Source organism: Sphingomonas sp. Leaf10, from assembly GCF_001421245.1.
Classification (GTDB): Bacteria; Pseudomonadota; Alphaproteobacteria; order Sphingomonadales; family Sphingomonadaceae; genus Sphingomonas.
Genome location: NZ_LMKE01000001.1, coordinates 967,320 through 985,474, shown reverse-complemented (window position 1 = coordinate 985,474; position 18,155 = coordinate 967,320). Strand labels below are relative to the sequence as shown.

General features: G+C 67.4%; 18 protein-coding genes. All 18 read left to right on the top strand.

The window, feature by feature from the left end:
- Positions 1-96: 96 nt before the first annotated feature.
- The 18 genes from ASE59_RS18970 to ASE59_RS04545 all read left to right on the top strand — a co-directional run bounded on the left by ASE59_RS18970 (position 97) and on the right by ASE59_RS04545 (position 18,149).
- Positions 97-480: an endonuclease domain-containing protein gene (locus ASE59_RS18970; RefSeq protein WP_082458066.1), complete on the top strand. Its 384-nt coding sequence runs from the start codon at positions 97-99 to the stop codon at positions 478-480.
- Positions 481-564: 84 nt separating this feature from the next.
- Positions 565-1,557, top strand: coding sequence for a cysteine synthase A (locus ASE59_RS04625; RefSeq protein ID WP_056452518.1), 993 nt, complete (start codon positions 565-567; stop codon positions 1,555-1,557).
- Positions 1,558-1,568: 11 nt separating this feature from the next.
- A complete protein-coding gene (locus ASE59_RS04620) occupies positions 1,569-1,847 on the top strand; it encodes a hypothetical protein (RefSeq protein WP_056452513.1) in 279 nt (92 codons plus the stop codon).
- 356 nt (positions 1,848-2,203) lie between these two features.
- Positions 2,204-2,674: a division/cell wall cluster transcriptional repressor MraZ gene (locus tag ASE59_RS04615; protein WP_056452510.1), complete on the top strand. Its 471-nt coding sequence runs from the start codon at positions 2,204-2,206 to the stop codon at positions 2,672-2,674.
- On the top strand, positions 2,671-3,621 hold the full coding sequence (gene rsmH, locus ASE59_RS04610) for a 16S rRNA (cytosine(1402)-N(4))-methyltransferase RsmH (RefSeq protein ID WP_056452507.1): 951 nt from the start codon (positions 2,671-2,673) through the stop codon (positions 3,619-3,621). The genes ASE59_RS04615 and rsmH overlap by 4 nt, the downstream gene beginning before the upstream one ends.
- The gene (locus ASE59_RS04605; protein WP_056452505.1) at positions 3,621-4,202 is read left to right on the top strand and encodes a hypothetical protein; all 582 of its coding nucleotides are present in this window, start codon (positions 3,621-3,623) and stop codon (positions 4,200-4,202) included. The genes rsmH and ASE59_RS04605 overlap by 1 nt, the downstream gene beginning before the upstream one ends.
- Positions 4,199-5,914, top strand: coding sequence for a peptidoglycan D,D-transpeptidase FtsI family protein (locus ASE59_RS04600; protein ID WP_056452502.1), 1,716 nt, complete (start codon positions 4,199-4,201; stop codon positions 5,912-5,914). Before ASE59_RS04605 ends, ASE59_RS04600 begins: the two co-directional genes overlap by 4 nt.
- A complete protein-coding gene (locus ASE59_RS04595) occupies positions 5,911-7,326 on the top strand; it encodes a UDP-N-acetylmuramoyl-L-alanyl-D-glutamate--2,6-diaminopimelate ligase (RefSeq protein ID WP_056452499.1) in 1,416 nt (471 codons plus the stop codon). Before ASE59_RS04600 ends, ASE59_RS04595 begins: the two co-directional genes overlap by 4 nt.
- A 183-nt stretch (positions 7,327-7,509) precedes the next feature.
- Positions 7,510-8,883, top strand: a complete 1,374-nt coding sequence (locus tag ASE59_RS04590) for a UDP-N-acetylmuramoyl-tripeptide--D-alanyl-D-alanine ligase (RefSeq protein ID WP_056452497.1) — start codon at positions 7,510-7,512, stop codon at positions 8,881-8,883.
- Complete coding sequence (gene mraY / locus ASE59_RS04585; protein WP_056452494.1) at positions 8,883-9,953, top strand: phospho-N-acetylmuramoyl-pentapeptide-transferase; 1,071 nt, start codon at positions 8,883-8,885, stop codon at positions 9,951-9,953. The genes ASE59_RS04590 and mraY overlap by 1 nt, the downstream gene beginning before the upstream one ends.
- Complete coding sequence (gene murD, locus ASE59_RS04580; protein WP_056452491.1) at positions 9,950-11,320, top strand: UDP-N-acetylmuramoyl-L-alanine--D-glutamate ligase; 1,371 nt, start codon at positions 9,950-9,952, stop codon at positions 11,318-11,320. Before mraY ends, murD begins: the two co-directional genes overlap by 4 nt.
- 5 nt (positions 11,321-11,325) lie before the next feature.
- On the top strand, positions 11,326-12,549 hold the full coding sequence (locus tag ASE59_RS04575) for an FtsW/RodA/SpoVE family cell cycle protein (RefSeq protein WP_156359881.1): 1,224 nt from the start codon (positions 11,326-11,328) through the stop codon (positions 12,547-12,549).
- Complete coding sequence (gene murG / locus ASE59_RS04570; RefSeq protein ID WP_056452485.1) at positions 12,546-13,691, top strand: undecaprenyldiphospho-muramoylpentapeptide beta-N-acetylglucosaminyltransferase; 1,146 nt, start codon at positions 12,546-12,548, stop codon at positions 13,689-13,691. The genes ASE59_RS04575 and murG overlap by 4 nt, the downstream gene beginning before the upstream one ends.
- Positions 13,688-15,094 (top strand): UDP-N-acetylmuramate--L-alanine ligase, encoded by a 1,407-nt coding sequence (gene murC / locus ASE59_RS04565; protein WP_056452481.1) that lies wholly within the window; start codon positions 13,688-13,690, stop codon positions 15,092-15,094. Before murG ends, murC begins: the two co-directional genes overlap by 4 nt.
- Entirely contained in the window at positions 15,091-15,285 is a 195-nt protein-coding gene (locus ASE59_RS04560) for a hypothetical protein (RefSeq protein ID WP_056452476.1), read from the top strand. Before murC ends, ASE59_RS04560 begins: the two co-directional genes overlap by 4 nt.
- Entirely contained in the window at positions 15,282-16,163 is an 882-nt protein-coding gene (gene murB, locus ASE59_RS04555; protein WP_235515637.1) for a UDP-N-acetylmuramate dehydrogenase, read from the top strand. Before ASE59_RS04560 ends, murB begins: the two co-directional genes overlap by 4 nt.
- 136 nt (positions 16,164-16,299) lie before the next feature.
- A complete protein-coding gene (locus tag ASE59_RS04550) occupies positions 16,300-17,223 on the top strand; it encodes a D-alanine--D-alanine ligase (RefSeq protein WP_200913148.1) in 924 nt (307 codons plus the stop codon).
- The gene (locus tag ASE59_RS04545) at positions 17,220-18,149 is read left to right on the top strand and encodes a cell division protein FtsQ/DivIB (RefSeq protein ID WP_056452474.1); all 930 of its coding nucleotides are present in this window, start codon (positions 17,220-17,222) and stop codon (positions 18,147-18,149) included. The genes ASE59_RS04550 and ASE59_RS04545 overlap by 4 nt, the downstream gene beginning before the upstream one ends.
- Positions 18,150-18,155 lie beyond the last annotated feature (6 nt).

The window sequence follows — 18,155 nt, the reverse complement described above, 5'->3', positions numbered from 1 at the left end:
CTCCCTGTCAGGGAGGGGGGAGCGCCTTACTCCCCTCCCTGGAAGGGAGGGGTCGGGGGTGGGTCGGTTTCCGCAGGCGCTGGAGGTGGTGGCTGAATGACCCGTGTCCCGCTCTACCTGACCGACCGCGCCCGCGACCTCCGCACCAATGCCACCGAAGCGGAACGTCTGATCTGGCATCGTGTTCGTCACCACCGGCCGCGCTTTACCCGACAACTTGTCGTCGGGACCTACATCCTCGATCTGGCATGCCGTACAGCAAAGCTCGCGGTGGATTTCGATGGCAGCCAGCACCTCGACTCGACGTATGACGTTGACCGCACTCGGTTCCTTGAATCGCTTGGCTGGCATGTTCTCCGCTTCTGGAATGTCGAAGTAGTAGCCAATCCCGATGGCGTCGCCGAAGCGATACTGGCTGCCGTCCCGGTGCCTTGCGGGCCGACCCACCCTCAACCCCTCCCTTCCAGGAAGGGGAGTTAAGGCAAAGCCACCATTGCCGCCCACCAATCCATTCTACCGCGTCACCGGCTTGCCCCCGCGTGCGACCCGCGCCATCTGGAACCCATGCATATCGCCTCCGACACGCTCGCTCTGATCGGCAACACCCCGCTCGTTCGCCTGAAGGGGCCGAGCGAGGCTGCGGACGCGGAGATTTTCGCCAAGTGCGAATTCGCTAATCCCGGTGCCAGCGTGAAGGATCGCGCGGCGCTGTCGATCGTCGAGGATGCCGAGGCGCGCGGGTTGATCCAGCCCGGCGGCACGATCGTCGAAGGGACGGCGGGCAATACCGGCATCGGCCTCGCGCTGGTCGCCAATGCCAAGGGGTATAGGACGATCATCGTCATGCCCGAGACGCAGAGCCGGGAGAAGATGGATACGCTGCGCGCGCTGGGCGCCGAACTGGTGCTGGTGCCCGCCGCGCCCTATTCGAACCCCGGCCATTTCGTGCACACCAGCCGCCGGATCGCCGAGGAAACGCCGAACGCGATCTGGGCCAACCAGTTCGACAATATCGCCAATCGTCGCGCGCACATCATCGGCACCGCGTCCGAAATCTGGGAGCAGATGGACGGCCGGATCGATGGATTCACCTGCGCTGCGGGGACCGGCGGGACGTTGGCCGGGGTCGGGCTTGGGCTGAAGGAAAAGGACGAATCGGTCACGATCGCGCTGACCGACCCGCACGGCGCGGCGTTGTACGACTATTATGCCTGTGGCGAACTGCGGTCGGAGGGATCGTCGGTCGCCGAGGGGATCGGGCAAGGGCGGATTACCGCCAATCTCGACGGTGCGCCGATCGACACCCAGTTCCGCGTGTCCGACGAAGAGGGCATGGTCTGGGTCCGTCGCCTGCTCGCTGAGGAAGGGCTGTGTCTCGGCCTGTCGTCGGGCATCAACGTTGCCGGCGCGGTGCTGCTCGCGCGGCAATTGGGTCCGGGCAGCCGGGTCGCGACGATCCTGTGCGACACCGGCTTCCGGTACCTGTCGACGCTCTACAATCCCGAATGGTTAACGGCGAAGGGGTTGGCGGTCGACAGCGCGGGGACTTCGGCGTAACACCCTTCCGAATGTTGCCACGGTCGGATCAATCGCAACTGCTGCAACGCCTGCGCGTCGGCGCGACCGGTCTGGTGCTGGTCGTGTTCCTGATCGTGCTTGCCAGCGCCCTGTTCCGTTCGGCGATCGACGAAGCGCCGATTGGTGAGGACGTTACCTCGGTCGAGGAATCGGCCAACGTCGCGCTGGCGAACCTGACCGCCAGCAATCCCGACGAACCGCTGGCCGAACTGGGCATTTCCCCGGGCACCGCGCCCGGCAATAACGCGACGGCTCCCGAAGCGCCCTGATTGCGCCCACGCGGCGCTGATTTCCAAAGATCGATGTCGAGTCAGGCGTTTGGCACCCTATCGGGGGTCTCATCCCATGCCTGCCTATTCGTTCCGCGCGCCTGTGGCGGGCGGTCCCGTTCGTTCATGTGGAATTGACGTACATCAATGGGTGAACAAACAACGTACAGCCCATAAAATGGCCGTCAGGTGGGGTAAAATCCCATCTTCACCCAACTTCGCCCATTGTGACCCATGTGTACTTTTGGTACTTCTTTAACCGTCACAGGGGGCAGGTCCTGGGATCGTCGAATCTTCTCGCGCGGCGCGTATTTGCCGGGCGCGACGCTTCTCCTGCGTGACCGAACAGGGGCGATGTGTCGGACAGGGAACTCTACCTGAGCTACGGGCTACAGGCGGTCGACGCGAAGGGTCGCGTCGCAGTGCCTGCCAAGCTGCGCTCGGTGCTGGAGAAGAATGCCGACGCCCGCGAACTCCTGATCAAGCGCCACGGCAAGCATGTCTGTCTCAGTGCGTTCGATACCGCCTGGCCGAAGATTCTGTATTCGCGCCGGCCGCAGGGCAGCGACGAGGATGTCGACACCGACTACAACGTTGCGGGCAAGGCGTTCGGTAACCTCGAATCGGCGCCGTTCGACAGTGCCGGCCGCTTCGTGCTGCCGACCTTCTATCGCCGCCGCGCGAAGATCGACAAATGGGCGTTCTTCCACGGGCGCGGCGACACCTTCAACATCTGGGACCCGTTCACCCTGATCGCCGATACCGAGATCGACGCCGACACGCGCGAGCTGTGCGAATTCCTGATGGAAGAGAAGGGGCTGCAATGACCGCCGCTCCGCATATCCCGGTCCTGCTGACCGAAGCGGTCGCGGCGCTGGCGATCCAGCCGGGCGAGACGCATGTCGACGCGACGTTCGGTGCGGGCGGCTATACCCGCGCCATGCTTGCCGCTGGCGCGCGGGTCATCGCGTTCGACCGCGATCCGACCGCGCATGCCGCCGCCAAGCCGCTTCTCGACGAAGCGGGCGACCGGCTGCTGCTGATCGAGGCGCCTTTTTCGGCGATGGCGGGCGAATTGGCGGCGCGCGGCATTGACGCGGTCGACGGGGTCGTCATGGATATCGGCGTGTCGTCGATGCAGCTCGATCAGGCCGATCGCGGCTTTTCCTTTCAATCGGATGGCCCGCTCGACATGCGGATGAGCCGGGAGGGCATGACCGCCGCCGAATGGCTCAACACTGCCGACGAGGCCGAGATTTCGGACGTGCTCGACCGCTATGGCGAGGAGCCGCGCCACCGCCGCGTCGCGAACTTCATCGTCGGCGCGCGGCCGCTGGAGCGCACCGGCGAACTGGCCGCCGTCGTGCGTCGGGCACTCGGCCATCGTCCGCATGAGAAGAAGGATCCTGCAACCCGCGCGTTTCAGGCGATTCGCATCCACCTGAACGACGAACTGGGCGAGCTGACCGCCGGGTTGGATGCGGCGGAGCGGGTGTTGCGGCCGGGCGGACGACTGTCGGTGGTCAGCTTCCACAGCCTCGAGGACCGCATCGTGAAGCGGTTCCTGCGGACACGCGGCGGGGCGATGCCTGCCGGTTCGCGGCACCGCCCGTTGGTGGTGCAGGGGCCGGCGCCCAGTTTCGGGAACATCGCCAAGGCGGTGCGGCCGAATGACGAAGAAGTGACGATCAATCCGCGTGCGCGTTCGGCGACGTTGCGCGTGGGCCTTCGCACGGCGTCCGCGCCGTGGAGTACGAACGGGAGTGCGATGTGATGGGTGCGTTCGGGTTCGGAACGTTGGGCAAGCTAGTGGCGATCGGCGTGATGGCGCCCGCCTTCTACCTCGTCATCTCGCAGGGAGCGGCCGAGCGCGGCCGGGTCGAGGCGGTCGAGCGATCGATCGTGCAGGCGCGCAAGGATATCCGCGCGCTCGAAACCGAATTCGACACCCGCGCGAACATGGCCCAGCTCGAACGCTGGAACGGCGACGTGCTGGCACTCGCCGCGCCGCGCGCCGAACAATATGTCGGCGGCGAACATCAGTTGGCGTCGCTGCCCGGCCGGACCGAGGGCGGAAATGTCGCGCTCGCCTATGTCGTGCCGAGCGCGCCGATGGAACTCGCACCCCCGACGCCCGAACCAGCCCTTTCCGCCGCCACCCCGGTCGCCGCACCGACGCCGGCCAAGGCTGAACCCGCCCGCACCGTCAAGCCGGTCGGTCCGGTACAGACCGCCAAGGCGGACGTGATCCCGGCCAAGGCGCGGGCGGTGGCGATGCTCGACCGAACCCTGCTAAGCGACGCGACGATGGCCGATCTGGCCCGTTCCGCCCGCAAGGAAGCCGCTCGCCCGTGATCGTCGTCGTCGCCCCTCCGCTCAACCAGCAGCGTGCCGATGGCGCGCGCCATACGCTGGTGAACATCGCCCATTACCGGCTGATGGTGTTGATGCTGCTGTTCGCGGCAGGGGTGGCGGCGATCCTCGTGCGGCTGATGCTGCTGGGCGTCATGGCCGAACCGCGTTCGGCGATCGCGGCAGAATCGGCGCTGGTGCCGCTGCGTGGCGATCTGGTCGACCGCAACGGCGCGCCGCTGGCCCGCACCATCGACGCATGGTCGATCGCGGTGCGCCCGGACAAGGTGATCGGCGACAAACGGCAATTGGCGGAACAACTCGCCGCGCTGATGCCCGATCATGACGTCGGCTATTATTACGCGCAGCTCAACCTCGACCGCAGCTTCGTCTATCTGCGCCGTCGCGCGCTGCCCGAATTGGTGCAGCAGGTGAATGCGCTGGGCGAGCCGGGCATCGCGCTCGGCCGCGAACCCGAACGCCTCTATCCGCAAAGCGCGATGGCGGCGCATGCGCTCGGTTATCTCGACATGGACGGTCGCGGCGTGCGCGGCATGGAGAAGTTCCTGAACACGCGGCTGGTCGACCCGGCCGAGCGTGGGCGCCCGGTCGCGCTCAGCCTCGACACGCGGGTGCAGGCGGCGCTGGAAAGCGAACTCGCCAACGCCATGGCGGTGTTCCAGGCGCGCGGCGCGGGCGGTATCGTCCTCGACAGCGATACCGGTGAAGTCATCGCGATGACTTCGCTGCCGACCTTCAACCCCAATCACGTCACGGCGAACACTGGTCAGATGAACCTGGTGACGCAGGGCGTGTACGAACTGGGATCGGCGTTCAAACCGCTGACCATGGCGGCAGCACTTGACGACGGCGTCGTGCCGTCGCTGTCGAAGCGTTATGATGCGACCGAGCCGCTGCGCGTCGCGGGTTTCCGCATCCGCGACGATCACGCGCAGAAGCGCTGGATGAACGTGCCAGAAATCCTCGTCCATTCCTCGAACATCGGTACTGCACGTATCGCCGACGAAATGGGGCAGGCGCGGATGGAAAAGCTGTTCCGCTCGCTGCACTTCGACGCGGCACCCGATCTGGAGGTCGAAAAGTCGCGCCCCATCTGGCCGCATTACTGGGGTCGGACGACGACGATGACCACGGCCTTCGGTCACGGCATTGCGGTTACTCCGCTGCACCTCGCCAGCGCCTATGCCGCGCTGGTCAATGGCGGCATCTGGCGTCCGGCGACGCTGATGAAGCTGAAACCGGGACAGGCCCCCGCCGGCCGCCGCGTGTTTTCGGAAGCGACCAGTGCCAAGATGCGCGCGTTGCTGCGCCTGATCGTCACCGACGGCACCGGCCGCAAGGCGGAGGCGCCCGGCTTCCGCGTCGGTGGCAAGACCGGCACCGCCGAGACGGTCGGCGCGGGCGGCGGCTATTCGAAGAAGATCAACGTTTCGACCTTCGCCGCGGTCTTTCCGATGGATCGTCCGCGCTATGTCGTGATCGCGATGCTCGACAGCCCGAAGGGGACGAAGGAAACCTTCGGCTTCACCAGCGCGGCATGGACCGCCGCACCGGTCGTCAGCCGCGTCATCTCGCGCACCGGCCCATTGTTGGGGGTGATTCCCAGCGCCAATGCCGATATCGACGTCGCCGGATTGCGCGAGCTGCTGTGGCGCGCGCCGGGTGACGCGAAGAAGCTGGCGAACGTGGAATGAAATTGGGAACGATTACCGGCGGTGACGAACCGCAGACCGTCACGGGGTTTGCGATCGACCATCGTAAGGTCGCGCCGGGCACCGTGTTCGGGGCGTTCGAAGGGGCGAGGGTCAATGGTGAGGACTATATTCCCGCCGCCATCGCCGCCGGGGCGGTCGCCATCGTCGCCCGCCCCGAAGCGGTCGTCGAGGGTGCGGTCCACATCGCGGCGCGCGATCCGCGTGAGGCGTTCGCCCGCGCCGCCGCGCAATTCTTCGCGCCGTTTCCGCCGACCTGCGTTGCAGTCACCGGCACCAACGGCAAGACCAGCACCGTCGAAATGGTGCGCCAGCTTTGGCGTATGCAGGGGCATCATGCCGCGTCGATCGGCACGCTGGGCGTCACCACCGCCGATGAACGCGTTACCACCGGGCTGACCACGCCCGACATCGTCACCTTCCTGTCGAATGTCGCCGGGCTGGCGCGCGAAGGCGTGACCCATGTCGCGTTCGAGGCATCGAGCCACGGCCTGGCGCAATATCGCACCGAAGGGCTGCCGGTCCGCGCCGCCGCCTTCACCAATCTCAGCCGCGATCACCTCGACTATCATGGCGACATGGCGACCTATCTGACCGCCAAGCTGCGGCTGTTCGCCGAAATGCTGGCCGATGACGGGACGGCGGTGGTGTGGGTCGACGATCCCCATGCCGACCGGGTGATCGATCTGGCGCGCGTGCGCGGCAATGCGCTCATCACCGTCGGCGAACATGGCGATACGCTCCGCCTGACCGCGCGCGAGCCGAGCCTGCTCGGCCAGACGCTGACGATCGAGGCCGAGGGGCAGGCGCACAAGGTGCAACTGCCACTGATCGGTGCCTATCAGGCGGCGAACGCACTGACCGCCGCCGGCCTCGTGTTGGCGACCGGAGGCACGCTCGCTGCGACGCTGGCCGGACTGGCGCGGTTGCAGCCGGTACGCGGGCGACTGGAGCGGGCGGTGATCCTGCCCAATGGCGCGCCGGTCTATGTCGATTATGCCCATACCCCCGACGCGTTGGAGGCGGCCATCGCCGCGCTGCGTCCGCATGCCGAAGGGCGGCTGATCGTCGTGTTCGGTGCGGGCGGCGACCGCGACACCGGCAAACGCGCGCCGATGGGGGAGGTCGTCGCGACCCATGGCGATGTCGCGATCGTCACCGACGACAATCCCCGTACCGAAGACGCCGCCACGATCCGCGCGCAGGTGCTGGAGGGCGCGCCGAATGCGACCGAGATCGGCGACCGCCGCGCCGCGATCCGCGCAGCGTGCGACATGGCGCAGACCGGCGACATCGTGCTGATCGCGGGCAAGGGGCATGAACAAGGCCAGATCGTCGGCGATATGATCCTGCCCTTCGACGACGTGCAGGTGGCGCGTGACTGTGCGGGCTGATGTCCAGCATCCTCCCCTCCCTGAAAGGGAGGGGCTGGGGGTGGGTTGGTCGGCGAGTGATGCCGGCGTCCGCCTGATGCGGAACCCGACCCACCCCAACCCAGCTTCGGGTAAACAGTACCCCGCACTGTTTAGGTCATGCCGGGGGCATGACCGGCGCGATGCTTTGTCGGAGAGGGGCTTGTGACGGCGCTCTGGACCTCGGCAGCGATCGCCGCTGCGACCGGCGGTGTCGCCTCCGCCGACTTCGACGCGAACGGCGTAGCGTTCGACAGCCGCGAGGTCGGCTCAGGCGACCTGTTCGTCGCGCTGTCGGGCGAGGCGACCGACGGCCACCGCTTCGTCGCGCAGGCATTTGCGCAGGGGGCGGCGGGGGCTTTGGTGTCGCGGCCGGTCGACGGGCCGCATGTGTTGGTGCCCGACACCGCCGTCGCGCTCGACCAGCTTGCCCATGCCGCGCGCGCGCGCGTGACCGGGCGGATCGTCGGCGTGACCGGTTCGGTCGGCAAGACCGGGACCAAGGAAGCACTGTTCGCCGCGCTGGACCGTGTGACCTTCGGACAGGCGCATCGCTCGGTCAAAAGCTACAACAACCATACCGGCGTGCCGCTCAGCCTCGCCCGGATGCCGGCGACGACACAGGCGGCGGTGCTCGAAATGGGCATGAACCATGCGGGCGAGCTGTCGCAGCTGACCCGGCTGGTCCGCCCCGACATCGCCATCATCACGACCATTGCCCCGGCACACACCGAATTCTTCACCGGTGAGGACGCGATCGCTCGCGCCAAGGGCGAGATTTTCGAAGGGCTGACCCCCGGTGGCGTCGCGATCGTGCCGTTTGACAGCCCGCACCGCGACACGCTGATCGCCGCGGCGCAGCCCTATGCCGGCCGGATCGTCACCTTCGGGCTTCGCGACGGTGCGGATGTGCGCGCGATCGAGCATGTCCGGCTATCGAGCGGCGACAGTTTCGTCACCGCGCGGCTGGGCGACCGCGAAGTCAGCTATACCCTCGCCCCGCCCGGCGAACATTGGGTCGCCAATTCACTGGCGGTGATGGCGGCGGTCGGTGCGTTCGGCAGTGACCTCGGCGTCGCCGGTCTGGCGCTCGCCGATCTCGATGGTCTCGCGGGACGTGGCGCGCGGCGCAAGGTCCGGGTCGGCGACGGCGAGGCGCTGGTCATCGACGAAAGCTACAATGCCAACCCCGCCTCGATGCGCGCAACGCTGAAGGTGCTGGCCGCCGAACGCGCCGAGCGCCGCGTCGCGGTGCTCGGCGAAATGCGCGAACTGGGCGAGTCCTCCGACGCCTATCACGCCGCACTGGCGGTCCCCATCGACGAAGCGGGCGTTTCACGCGCCGTGTTGGTGGGCAAGGGCATGCTGCCCCTTGCCAAGGCGCTTGAGGGTCGCGTCGAAAGCGTCCATGTGCCCGACGCCGCCGCCGCCGCGCTGGTCCTGTCGGACCTGCTGTCGCCGGGTGACGCGGTACTCGTAAAGGGATCGAACGGGGTGGGGCTGGCGCGGGTCGTCGCCGACCTGTGGGGCCAGGACTGATGTTGTACGAAATCGCCGAATATCTCGGCTTTCCCGGTGTTTTGAACCTGTTCCGCTACCTGTCGTTCCGCACCGGCGCGGCGACGGCGACGGCGCTGTTCCTTGGCCTCATCATCGGTCCGCGTTTCATCGGCTGGTTGCGCGTGCGGCAGGGCAAGGGTCAGCCGATCCGCCTCGATGGGCCGCAGACGCACCTCGCCAAGCGCGGCACGCCGACCATGGGCGGGCTGATGATCCTGACCTCGCTCACCGTCGCGGTGTTGCTGTGGATGGACCTTGCCAACCCGTTCGTCTGGGCATGCCTGTTCGTGACGCTGGGCTTCGCCGCGATCGGCTTCCTCGACGATTATGACAAGGTGCGCAAGGCGAGCACGGCGGGCGTGTCGGGCCGGGTGCGGCTGCTGCTCGAATTCCTCATCGCCGGCGTCGCCAGCTGGATCATCATCCGCCAGACCGGCACGATGCTCTACGTGCCGTTCTTTTCGGGCGTGGCGATCGATCTCGGGCCGTTCTACATCATCTTCGCCGCCTTCACGATCGTCGCCTTCGGCAATGCGGTGAACCTGACCGACGGGCTGGATGGCCTCGCGACGATGCCGGTCATCATCGCATCGGTCGCGCTGATGCTGATCGTCTATATGGTCGGCAATGCCAAGTTCGCCGCCTATCTCGGCATTCCGCACGTGCTGGGTGCGGGCGATCTCGCGCTGTTCTGCGGTGCGATCGTCGGCGCAGGGCTGGCGTTCCTGTGGTACAACGCCCCCCCGGCGGCGGTGTTCATGGGAGATACCGGCAGCCTCGCGCTGGGCGGCGCACTTGGCGCGATCGCCGTGTCTTCGCATCACGAAATCGTGCTGGCGATCATCGGCGGGCTGTTCGTGGTCGAGGCGCTGTCGGTCATCATCCAGGTGTTCTGGTACAAGCGCACCGGCAAGCGCATCTTCCGCATGGCGCCGATCCACCATCATTTCGAACAGCTCGGCTGGGCCGAGGCGACCGTCGTGATCCGGTTCTGGATCATCGCCTTCGTGCTGGCGCTGGCCGGCCTCTCGACGCTGAAACTGCGGTGATCATCGCTGCCGCCTGGGCGGGGAAGAAATTCGCGGTGCTGGGGCTTGCCCGCTCCGGCGCGGCAACCGTCCGCGCGCTGCTGGCCGGTGGCGCGAGCGTTGTCGCGTGGGACGGTGACGAGGCAAAGCGCGACGCCCTTTCTCCCTCTTCCCGCTCGCGGGGAGAGGGGCTTTCTTCTTCCTCTCCGACGACAGTACCCGGGGCACCCCCTCTCCCAACCCTCTCCCCCATGGGGGAGGGGGCTTTGGTGTTTGCCGATCCGATGACGTTGGACGCTGTCGACGTTTACGACCTCGACGGCATCGTCGTCTCGCCCGGCGTACCGCTCAACCGCCACCCGATCGCCGAATATGCCGGCGGCGTACCCATCATCGGCGACATCGAACTCTTCGCACAGGCCCGCGGCGACCTGCCGCCGCACCGGGTCGTCGGCATCACCGGCACCAACGGCAAGTCGACCACCACCGCACTGATCCACCACATCCTGACCCAAGCCGACATCGCCGCGCGGATGGGCGGCAATATCGGCCTGCCGATCCTCGCACAGGATCCGTTGCCCGCCGGCGGCGTCTATGTCCTCGAACTGTCGAGCTATCAGATCGACCTGACCACCACCCTCGATTGCGACGTGGCGGTGCTGCTCAATATCACCCCCGACCATCTCGACCGCTATGCCGGGTTCGAAGCCTATGCCGCGTCGAAGGCGCGGTTGTTCGCGATGCAGTTGCCCGGACGGGCGGCGATCGTCGGCACCGGTGATGCGACCTCGACCGCGATCGCCGATACCCTGCCGCACGCGACCCGCATCGCCGTGCCCGCCGATGCGCCCGCCTACGGCCCCGCACTCGCCGGTCCCCACAATGCTCAGAACGCGCTGGCCGCCATCGCCGTCTGCGAAGCGCTCGGCCTCGACGCCGACACTATTCGCGCCGGCCTGCAAAGCTACCGCGCGCTCCCGCACCGCATGGCGCACGTCGCCGACGTGGACGGCGTCGCCTATGTCGACGACAGCAAGGCGACGAACCCCGATTCGACCGCGCCCGCGCTCAACGCGTTCCGGCGTATCCACTGGATCGTCGGCGGCCTCGCCAAGTCCGACGATCTCGACGCGTGCCGTTCCGGTTTCGGCAACGTCGTGCGCGCCTATACCATCGGCACCGCCGCCGAACGCTTTGCCGAACTGCTGGCCCCCGACATGCCCGTGGAGCATGCCGGCACCCTCGACGCAGCGGTCCGAAGCGCCGCGGCCAACGCGCAACCCGGCGACACCGTCCTGTTGTCGCCGGCTTGCGCCTCGTTCGACCAGTATAGCGATTTCGAAGCGCGCGGCCGCGCCTTCGCAGCAGCGGTGGAGGCTTTGCGATGACCGATATGGGACGCGGGCGCGACGTTCGTGCGCTGCGGCAGCGCGTCGAAACGCTGCAGGGCCGCAGCGCCCGTTCGCCGATCGGCGCGTGGTTCCGCGAAGTCGACCGGGTGCTGCTGTTGATCGCGATGGTGCTGATCGCGATCGGGCTGGTCGCGGTCGCCGCCGCCTCGCCCGCATCGGCGGTCCGCTATTCGGGCGGCGATGTCACCGTGCCGCCGATGATGTATTTCTGGCGACAGGCGGGGTGGATCGCCTTTTCCTTCCCCGTCATGATCGCGGTATCGATGCTACCGGTGACCTTTGCCCGGCGGCTGTGCCTGCTCGGCACCGGCGTGCTGGTGCTGGCGTTGATGGTCACGCCGTTCGTGGGCGTGGAGGCGAACGGCGCGCGGCGCTGGGTCAGTCTGGGCGTCGGCCAGTTCCAGCCGTCCGAATTCCTGAAACCGATGTTCATCGTCACGACCGCATGGCTATTGTCGTTGCGGGCGAAGGATCCGCAACTGCCGATGCTGTGGGTCACCGGCGCGCTGACCGCCGTCATTGCCGGCTGTCTGATGCTGCAACCCGATTTCGGTCAGACGGTGATCTTCTGCGGCGTATGGGCCGCATTGCTGGTCGTCGCCGGCATTCCGGTGCGGACCATGGCGCTGCTCGGCGGGGCAGGGGTCGGGCTGGTCGCCGCCGCCTATACCTTCTACGGCACGGCGCGGGTCCGCATCGACGGCTTCCTGTTTCCCGATCCCGAAAGTGCGGCGACCGACAGCTATCAGGTCGACATGGCGCATGCCGTGCTGACCGCCGGCGGCGCGATCGGCACCGGGCCCGGCGGCGGGCGGGTGAAGTTCAAACTGCCCGAGGCCCATACCGACTATATCTTTGCCGTGGTGGGTGAGGAATTCGGCCTGATCGCCTGCGCCATCATCGCGCTGATCTTCCTCGCCATCGTCGTGCGCGTCTTCGTCCGCCTGCTGGACGAGGAGGATGCGTTCAAGCTGCTCGCCGCCGCCGGGCTCGCCGTGCAGTTCGGGGCGCAGGCGCTCATCAACATGGCGGTCAATGTCGGCATCGCCCCGTCGAAGGGGATGACGCTGCCGTTCATCTCCTATGGCGGGTCGTCGATGATCGCCCTGTCGATTGGGATGGGACTGCTGCTCGCTTTCACCCGCCGGAACCCGTATCTGACCCGCTCACCCTATGGCCAGCAGCGCTGGAGCGGAGCGAAATGAGCAAACATTATGTCCTCGCCGCCGGGGGCACCGGGGGGCATATGGTCCCGGCAGCGGCGCTCGCGGTCGAACTGACCCGGCGCGGCCACCGCGTCGCGCTGGTCAGCGACGAACGCGGCGTCCGTTTCCCCGACCTGTTCGACGGTATCCAGACGCATGTCCTGCCCGCCGGGCGCTTGTCGGGCGGTCCGATCGGCTGGCTGAAGGCCGGGCGACAGATGCTGACCGGTCGGTCGATGGCGATCGAGCTGTACAAGACGTTCCGGCCCGCCGCCGTGATCGGTTTCGGAGGCTATCCCGCGCTGCCGGCGCTGCTCGCTGCCTTTGCGCAGAAGGTACCGACGATCGTCCATGAACAGAATGCCGTGCTCGGCCGGGTCAACCGGCTGGTCGCGGGCAGCGTCCATGCCATCGCCACCAGCTACGAACGGGTCGATCGGCTGAAGGACAAGCATGTCCCCAAGATGCATCTGGTCGGCAATCCGGTGCGTGACAGCGTGCTGACCCTGCGCGAACGTCCCTATCCGCAACTCGATGCGGAGGGGATCTTCCGCGTGCTGGTGACCGGCGGCAGCCAGGGGGCGAGCGTGCTGAGCCAGGTCGTACCCGACGGGCTTGCCCTGTTGCCCGTGGCATTCCGCCGTCGGATGCAGGTGACGCATCAGGCGCGGATCGAGGATATCGATGCCGTCCGCGCCAAATATGCCGAACACGGCATTCCGGCGGAGATCGCGACCTATCTGCCCGACCTGCCCGACCGGCTGGCATGGGCGCATGTCGTGATCGCGCGTGCGGGGGCATCGACCATCGCCGAACTGACCGCCGCCGGGCGCCCGGCGATCCTGGTGCCGCTGCCCGGCGCCACCGACGATCACCAGACCGCCAATTGCCGTGAGATCGTCGCGGCCGGCGGCGCCCGCGCGATTGCCCAGTCGCACTTCACCGCCGGCGAACTGGCCAAGCAGATCCAGAAGCTCGGCCTCGATCCCGCTGCGCTTGCCAATGCGGCGGCGCGCGCGCGTAGTTGTGGACGGCCGTTCGCGGTCCGCGACATGGCCGACCTGGTTGAGAGCATCGACGCACCCCGGGCGAAAGTGGGTAAGATCACCCCTGCCAAACGACAGAAGGAAGCATTTGCGTGAAGGGTGTCGCGACCGATATCGGCACGATCCATTTCGTCGGCATCGGCGGCATCGGCATGTCGGGCATTGCCGAGGTGATGCACAATCTCGGCTATAAGGTGCAGGGATCGGACGTGGCCGAGGGCTATGTCGTCGACGGGCTGCGCGCGCGCGGCATCGACGTGCATATCGGCCACAAGGCGGAGAATGTGGAGGGTGTTGCGGTCGTCGTCACCTCGACCGCGATCAAGCCCGGTAATCCCGAGCGCGACCATGCGCTGGCCAAGCGCATCCCGGTGGTCCGTCGCGCGGAGATGCTGGCCGAGCTGATGCGGCTCAAATCGACCGTGGCGGTGGCGGGGACGCATGGCAAGACGACGACGACCTCGTTGATCGCCGCGCTGCTCGATGCCGGTGGCGTCGATCCGACCGTCATCAACGGCGGCATCATCAACAGCTATGGCTCGAACGCGCGGCTGGGTGCCTCCGACTGGATGGTGGTCGAGGCGGACGAGAGCGACGGCAGCTTCCTGCGATTGGATGGCACGATCGCGGTCGTGACCAACATCGACCCCGAACATCTCGACCATTATGGCAGCTTCGACCGGGCGAAGGACGCCTATGTCGAATTTATCGAAAACGTGCCCTTCTATGGCGCGGCGGTGCTCTGCCTAGACCACCCTGAAGTGCAGGCGCTGATCCCCCGCATCCGAGACCGCCGCATCGTCACCTATGGCTTTGCCGCGCAGGCGGACGTGCGTGGTGTCGAGGTGACGGCGGGCCGCGATGGCAACCGCTTCGACTGCGTCGTCCGCGACCGTGACGGCAATACCCGCACCATCGCCGGCATCCACCTGCCGATGGCCGGCCGCCACAATGTACAGAACGCGCTGGCGGCGATCGCCGTCGCGGTCGAACTGGGCCTCGACGACGCGACCATCGCGCAAGGGTTCGCCAAGTTCGGCGGCGTGAAGCGCCGCTTCACCCGCGTCGGCGAAGTCGCCGGCATGACCGTGATCGACGATTACGGCCACCACCCGGTCGAAATCCGCGCCGTCCTTTCGGCCGCGCGCGAAGCGACCGGCGGGCGGGTGATCGCCGTCGTCCAGCCGCACCGCTATTCGCGGCTGGGCGCGCTGATGGACGAATTCGCACAGGCGTTCAACGACGCCGATGCGGTCCATGTCCTGCCCGTCTATGCCGCCGGTGAAACCCCGGTCGACGGGGTGAGTGCCGAGGCGCTGGTCGACGGCATCCGGCTGCGCGGCCACCGTTCGGCACAGGTCGCCGCGGACAGGGACGCGCTCGCCACCGCACTCGCCGCGGAGGGCCAGGACGGCGACCTGATCGTGTGCCTTGGCGCCGGCGACATCACCAAGATCGCCGCCGGCCTGCCCGCCGCGATCGCGAGCAAGCTGGCATGAGCGACTGGTTCTCCACCGCGATCGAGATGCAGCGCGAGATCCTGCGCGCGCAGCAGGCGCAGCTCGACGCGGCGAAGAAGCTGCTCGACACCGCCGAACAGCGCGACATGACCGAAGTCGGCAAGCAGGTCGCCGATGCGCAGGCCGAGGCATGGACCGCATGGGCGCGCTTCTGGGGCGTCGGCAAATGACCCTGCCGCCGGTCCGTGGCCGGCTGACCCCCGACGCCCCGCTCGCGCCCCTCGTCTGGTTCAAGGCGGGTGGCGCGGCGCAGTGGCTGTTCGAACCGGCCGACACCGACGACCTTCGCGACTTCCTGCGCGGGCTCGACCCCGCGACGCCGGTGATGGGGCTGGGGCTCGGCTCCAACCTGATCGTCCGCGACGGTGGCGTGCGCGGCGTCGTCGTCCGCCTCGGCAAGCCCTTCGCCAAGGTTACGGCCGACGGCCTGACCCTGACCTGCGGCGGCGGGGCGAGCGGCATCCTCGTCTCCTCGACCGCGCGCGATGCAGGCATTGCCGGCGTCGAGTTCCTGCGCTCGATCCCCGGCACGGTCGGCGGCTTCGTGCGGATGAACGGCGGTGCCTATGGCCGCGAGGTTGCGGATGTGCTGGTTGCGGCGCAGGTCGTCACCCGCAACGGCACGCTGACGACGTTGGGACCAGCCGACCTCAACTACCGCTACCGCCACAGCGACCTGCCTGATGGCGCGATCGTCGTCTACGCGACCTTCCGTGGTGAACAGGGCGACTCCCAGGCTATCCAGGCCGAAATGGACCGTATCGCTTCGGCACGCGAAGCTTCGCAACCGTTGCGCTCGAAAACCGGCGGTTCGACCTTCAAGAACCCCGACGGGCACAAGGCATGGGCGCTGGTCGACGCCGCCGGCTGCCGGGGTTTGCGCAAGGGCGACGCGCAGGTGTCCGAAAAGCATTGCAACTTCCTGCTCAACACCGGCAACGCCACCAGCGCCGATATCGAGGCGCTGGGCGAGGAAGTGCGCGCGAAGGTGCTGGCCGCTTCGGGCATGACGCTCGAATGGGAAATCCAGCGGGTAGGGGTGGCGTGATGGGACTGCGCTTCGTCATTCCCGCGAAGGCGGGAATCCATACACGCCATCGCCGCGTTGCTACCACCACCGTTGCGGCAATGGATTCCCGCCTGCGCGGGAATGACCAATGGCTTGATACTGTGGAGACTATAGCGTGACCGACCCCCTGCACATCGTCGTCCTCATGGGCGGCTGGTCGTCGGAACGCGAAGTCTCGCTCCTGTCCGGCGCCGGTGTCGCGACCGCGCTGGAGTCGCTCGGCCACGAAGTCACCCGCATCGACATGGACCGCAACATTGCCGCGCGCCTGACCGAAGCGAAGCCAGACCTCGTCTTCAACGCGCTCCACGGCTCGCCCGGCGAAGACGGCACCGTACAGGGCATGATGGACCTGATGGGCATCCGCTACACGCATAGCGGCCTCGCCACCTCGGTCATCGCCATCGACAAGGTACTGACCAAGCACGCGCTTGTGCCCGCGGGCGTTCCCATGCCCGGTGGCCGCATCGTCAGGACCGCCGAACTCCACGAACGCGATCCGCTGCCGCGCCCGTACGTCCTGAAACCCGTCAGCGAAGGATCGTCGGTCGGCGTCGCCATCGTCACCGACGACAGCAACTACGGCAACCCGATCGCTAGGGACGCCAAGGGGCCGTGGCAGGAATTCGACGAACTCCTCGCCGAACCCTTCATCCGCGGCCGCGAACTGACCACCGCCGTCCTCGGCGACCGTGCGCTGGGCGTCACCGAATTGAAGCCCAAGAGCGGCTTCTACGATTACGACAGCAAATATACCGACGGCCTGACCGAGCATGTCTGCCCCGCCGACATTCCCGACAATATCGCGCAGGCGTGCATGGCCTATGCCGTCACCGCGCACCGCGTGCTCGGCTGCAAGGGCGCGTCGCGCACCGATTTCCGCTGGGACGACAGCCAGGGCGTCGACGGCCTGTTCATCCTTGAAACCAATACCCAGCCCGGCATGACCCCCTTGAGCCTCGTCCCCGAACAGGCGCGCCATGTCGGCATGAGCTACGAACAACTCGTCGGCTGGATCGTGGAAGAGGCGATGCGATGACCCAGACCGGCAAGCGCGTCGTCCAGACCCGCACCGTCAAGCCCAAGCGCCGCGTCCAGCAGAAGCGCCCGGTCCGCGCCTCGGTCCTCGATCAGGCCGTGGCGGCGCTCCCCGGCGGTGCCGCGACCGCGCGGCGCATCGTCGGCTGGAGCCTGACCGCCGGGGCCGGCGCGATCGTCGTCGCGCTCGCCAACTGGTTCGGCCTGTTCGGCATGGTCGGCGTCGCCGCTGCCGAAGCGGTCGGATCGGCCGGCTTCCGCGTCGAACAGATCGAGGTGACCGGCCTGAGGCGCATGGACGCGACCTCGGTCTATGCCGTCGCGCTCGATCAGCGTTCGCGGGCGATGCCGCTGGTCGATCTCGACGCCACGCGCCAGAAACTGCTCGGCTATGGCTGGATCGCCGACGCCCGCGTCTCGCGCCGCCTGCCCGATACGCTGGTCGTCGACGTGGTCGAACGCGATCCGGCGGCGGTGTGGCAGAACAAGGGTCAGTTGATGCTGATCGACGAGGGCGGCGTGCTGCTCGACGGTGTGCAACCCAACCGGATGCCGCGCCTGCCGCTGGTCATCGGCGATGGTGCGAATGCGCAGGAACCCGCCTATCGCAAGCTGATGGCCGCCGCGCCGGCGCTGAAACCGGTGGTGAAGGCGGCGGTTTGGGTCGGCAATCGCCGCTGGGACATATTGTTCCAGACCGGCGAGCGGCTGGTCCTGCCCGAGGGCGAGGCCGATGCGGCAAAGGCGCTGGTCAAGTTCGCGCAGCTCGACGGCACGCTCGGCCTGCTCGGCAAGGGCTATGACCGGTTCGACCTGCGCGATCCGACCAAGCTGGTCGTACGGATGAAGCATGCGACGCCGAACGAAGTCGAGGACGACGGGTCGGACAATGCGACGGCGGCGGCACCGCTGACCGACGGCGACTGAACAGGG

What these genes read in the sequence shown, in the direction of transcription:
- ASE59_RS18970 (WP_082458066.1), top strand. Translation starts at nt 97, where the DNA reads ATGACCCGTGTCCCGCTCTACCTGACCGACCGCGCCCGCGACCTCCGC.
- ASE59_RS04625 (WP_056452518.1), top strand. Translation starts at nt 565, where the DNA reads ATGCATATCGCCTCCGACACGCTCGCTCTGATCGGCAACACCCCGCTC.
- ASE59_RS04620 (WP_056452513.1), top strand. Translation starts at nt 1,569, where the DNA reads ATGTTGCCACGGTCGGATCAATCGCAACTGCTGCAACGCCTGCGCGTC.
- rsmH (WP_056452507.1), top strand. Translation starts at nt 2,671, where the DNA reads ATGACCGCCGCTCCGCATATCCCGGTCCTGCTGACCGAAGCGGTCGCG.
- ASE59_RS04605 (WP_056452505.1), top strand. Translation starts at nt 3,621, where the DNA reads ATGGGTGCGTTCGGGTTCGGAACGTTGGGCAAGCTAGTGGCGATCGGC.
- ASE59_RS04595 (WP_056452499.1), top strand. Translation starts at nt 5,911, where the DNA reads ATGAAATTGGGAACGATTACCGGCGGTGACGAACCGCAGACCGTCACG.
- mraY (WP_056452494.1), top strand. Translation starts at nt 8,883, where the DNA reads ATGTTGTACGAAATCGCCGAATATCTCGGCTTTCCCGGTGTTTTGAAC.
- ASE59_RS04575 (WP_156359881.1), top strand. Translation starts at nt 11,326, where the DNA reads ATGGGACGCGGGCGCGACGTTCGTGCGCTGCGGCAGCGCGTCGAAACG.
- murG (WP_056452485.1), top strand. Translation starts at nt 12,546, where the DNA reads ATGAGCAAACATTATGTCCTCGCCGCCGGGGGCACCGGGGGGCATATG.
- ASE59_RS04560 (WP_056452476.1), top strand. Translation starts at nt 15,091, where the DNA reads ATGAGCGACTGGTTCTCCACCGCGATCGAGATGCAGCGCGAGATCCTG.
- murB (WP_235515637.1), top strand. Translation starts at nt 15,282, where the DNA reads ATGACCCTGCCGCCGGTCCGTGGCCGGCTGACCCCCGACGCCCCGCTC.
- ASE59_RS04545 (WP_056452474.1), top strand. Translation starts at nt 17,220, where the DNA reads ATGACCCAGACCGGCAAGCGCGTCGTCCAGACCCGCACCGTCAAGCCC.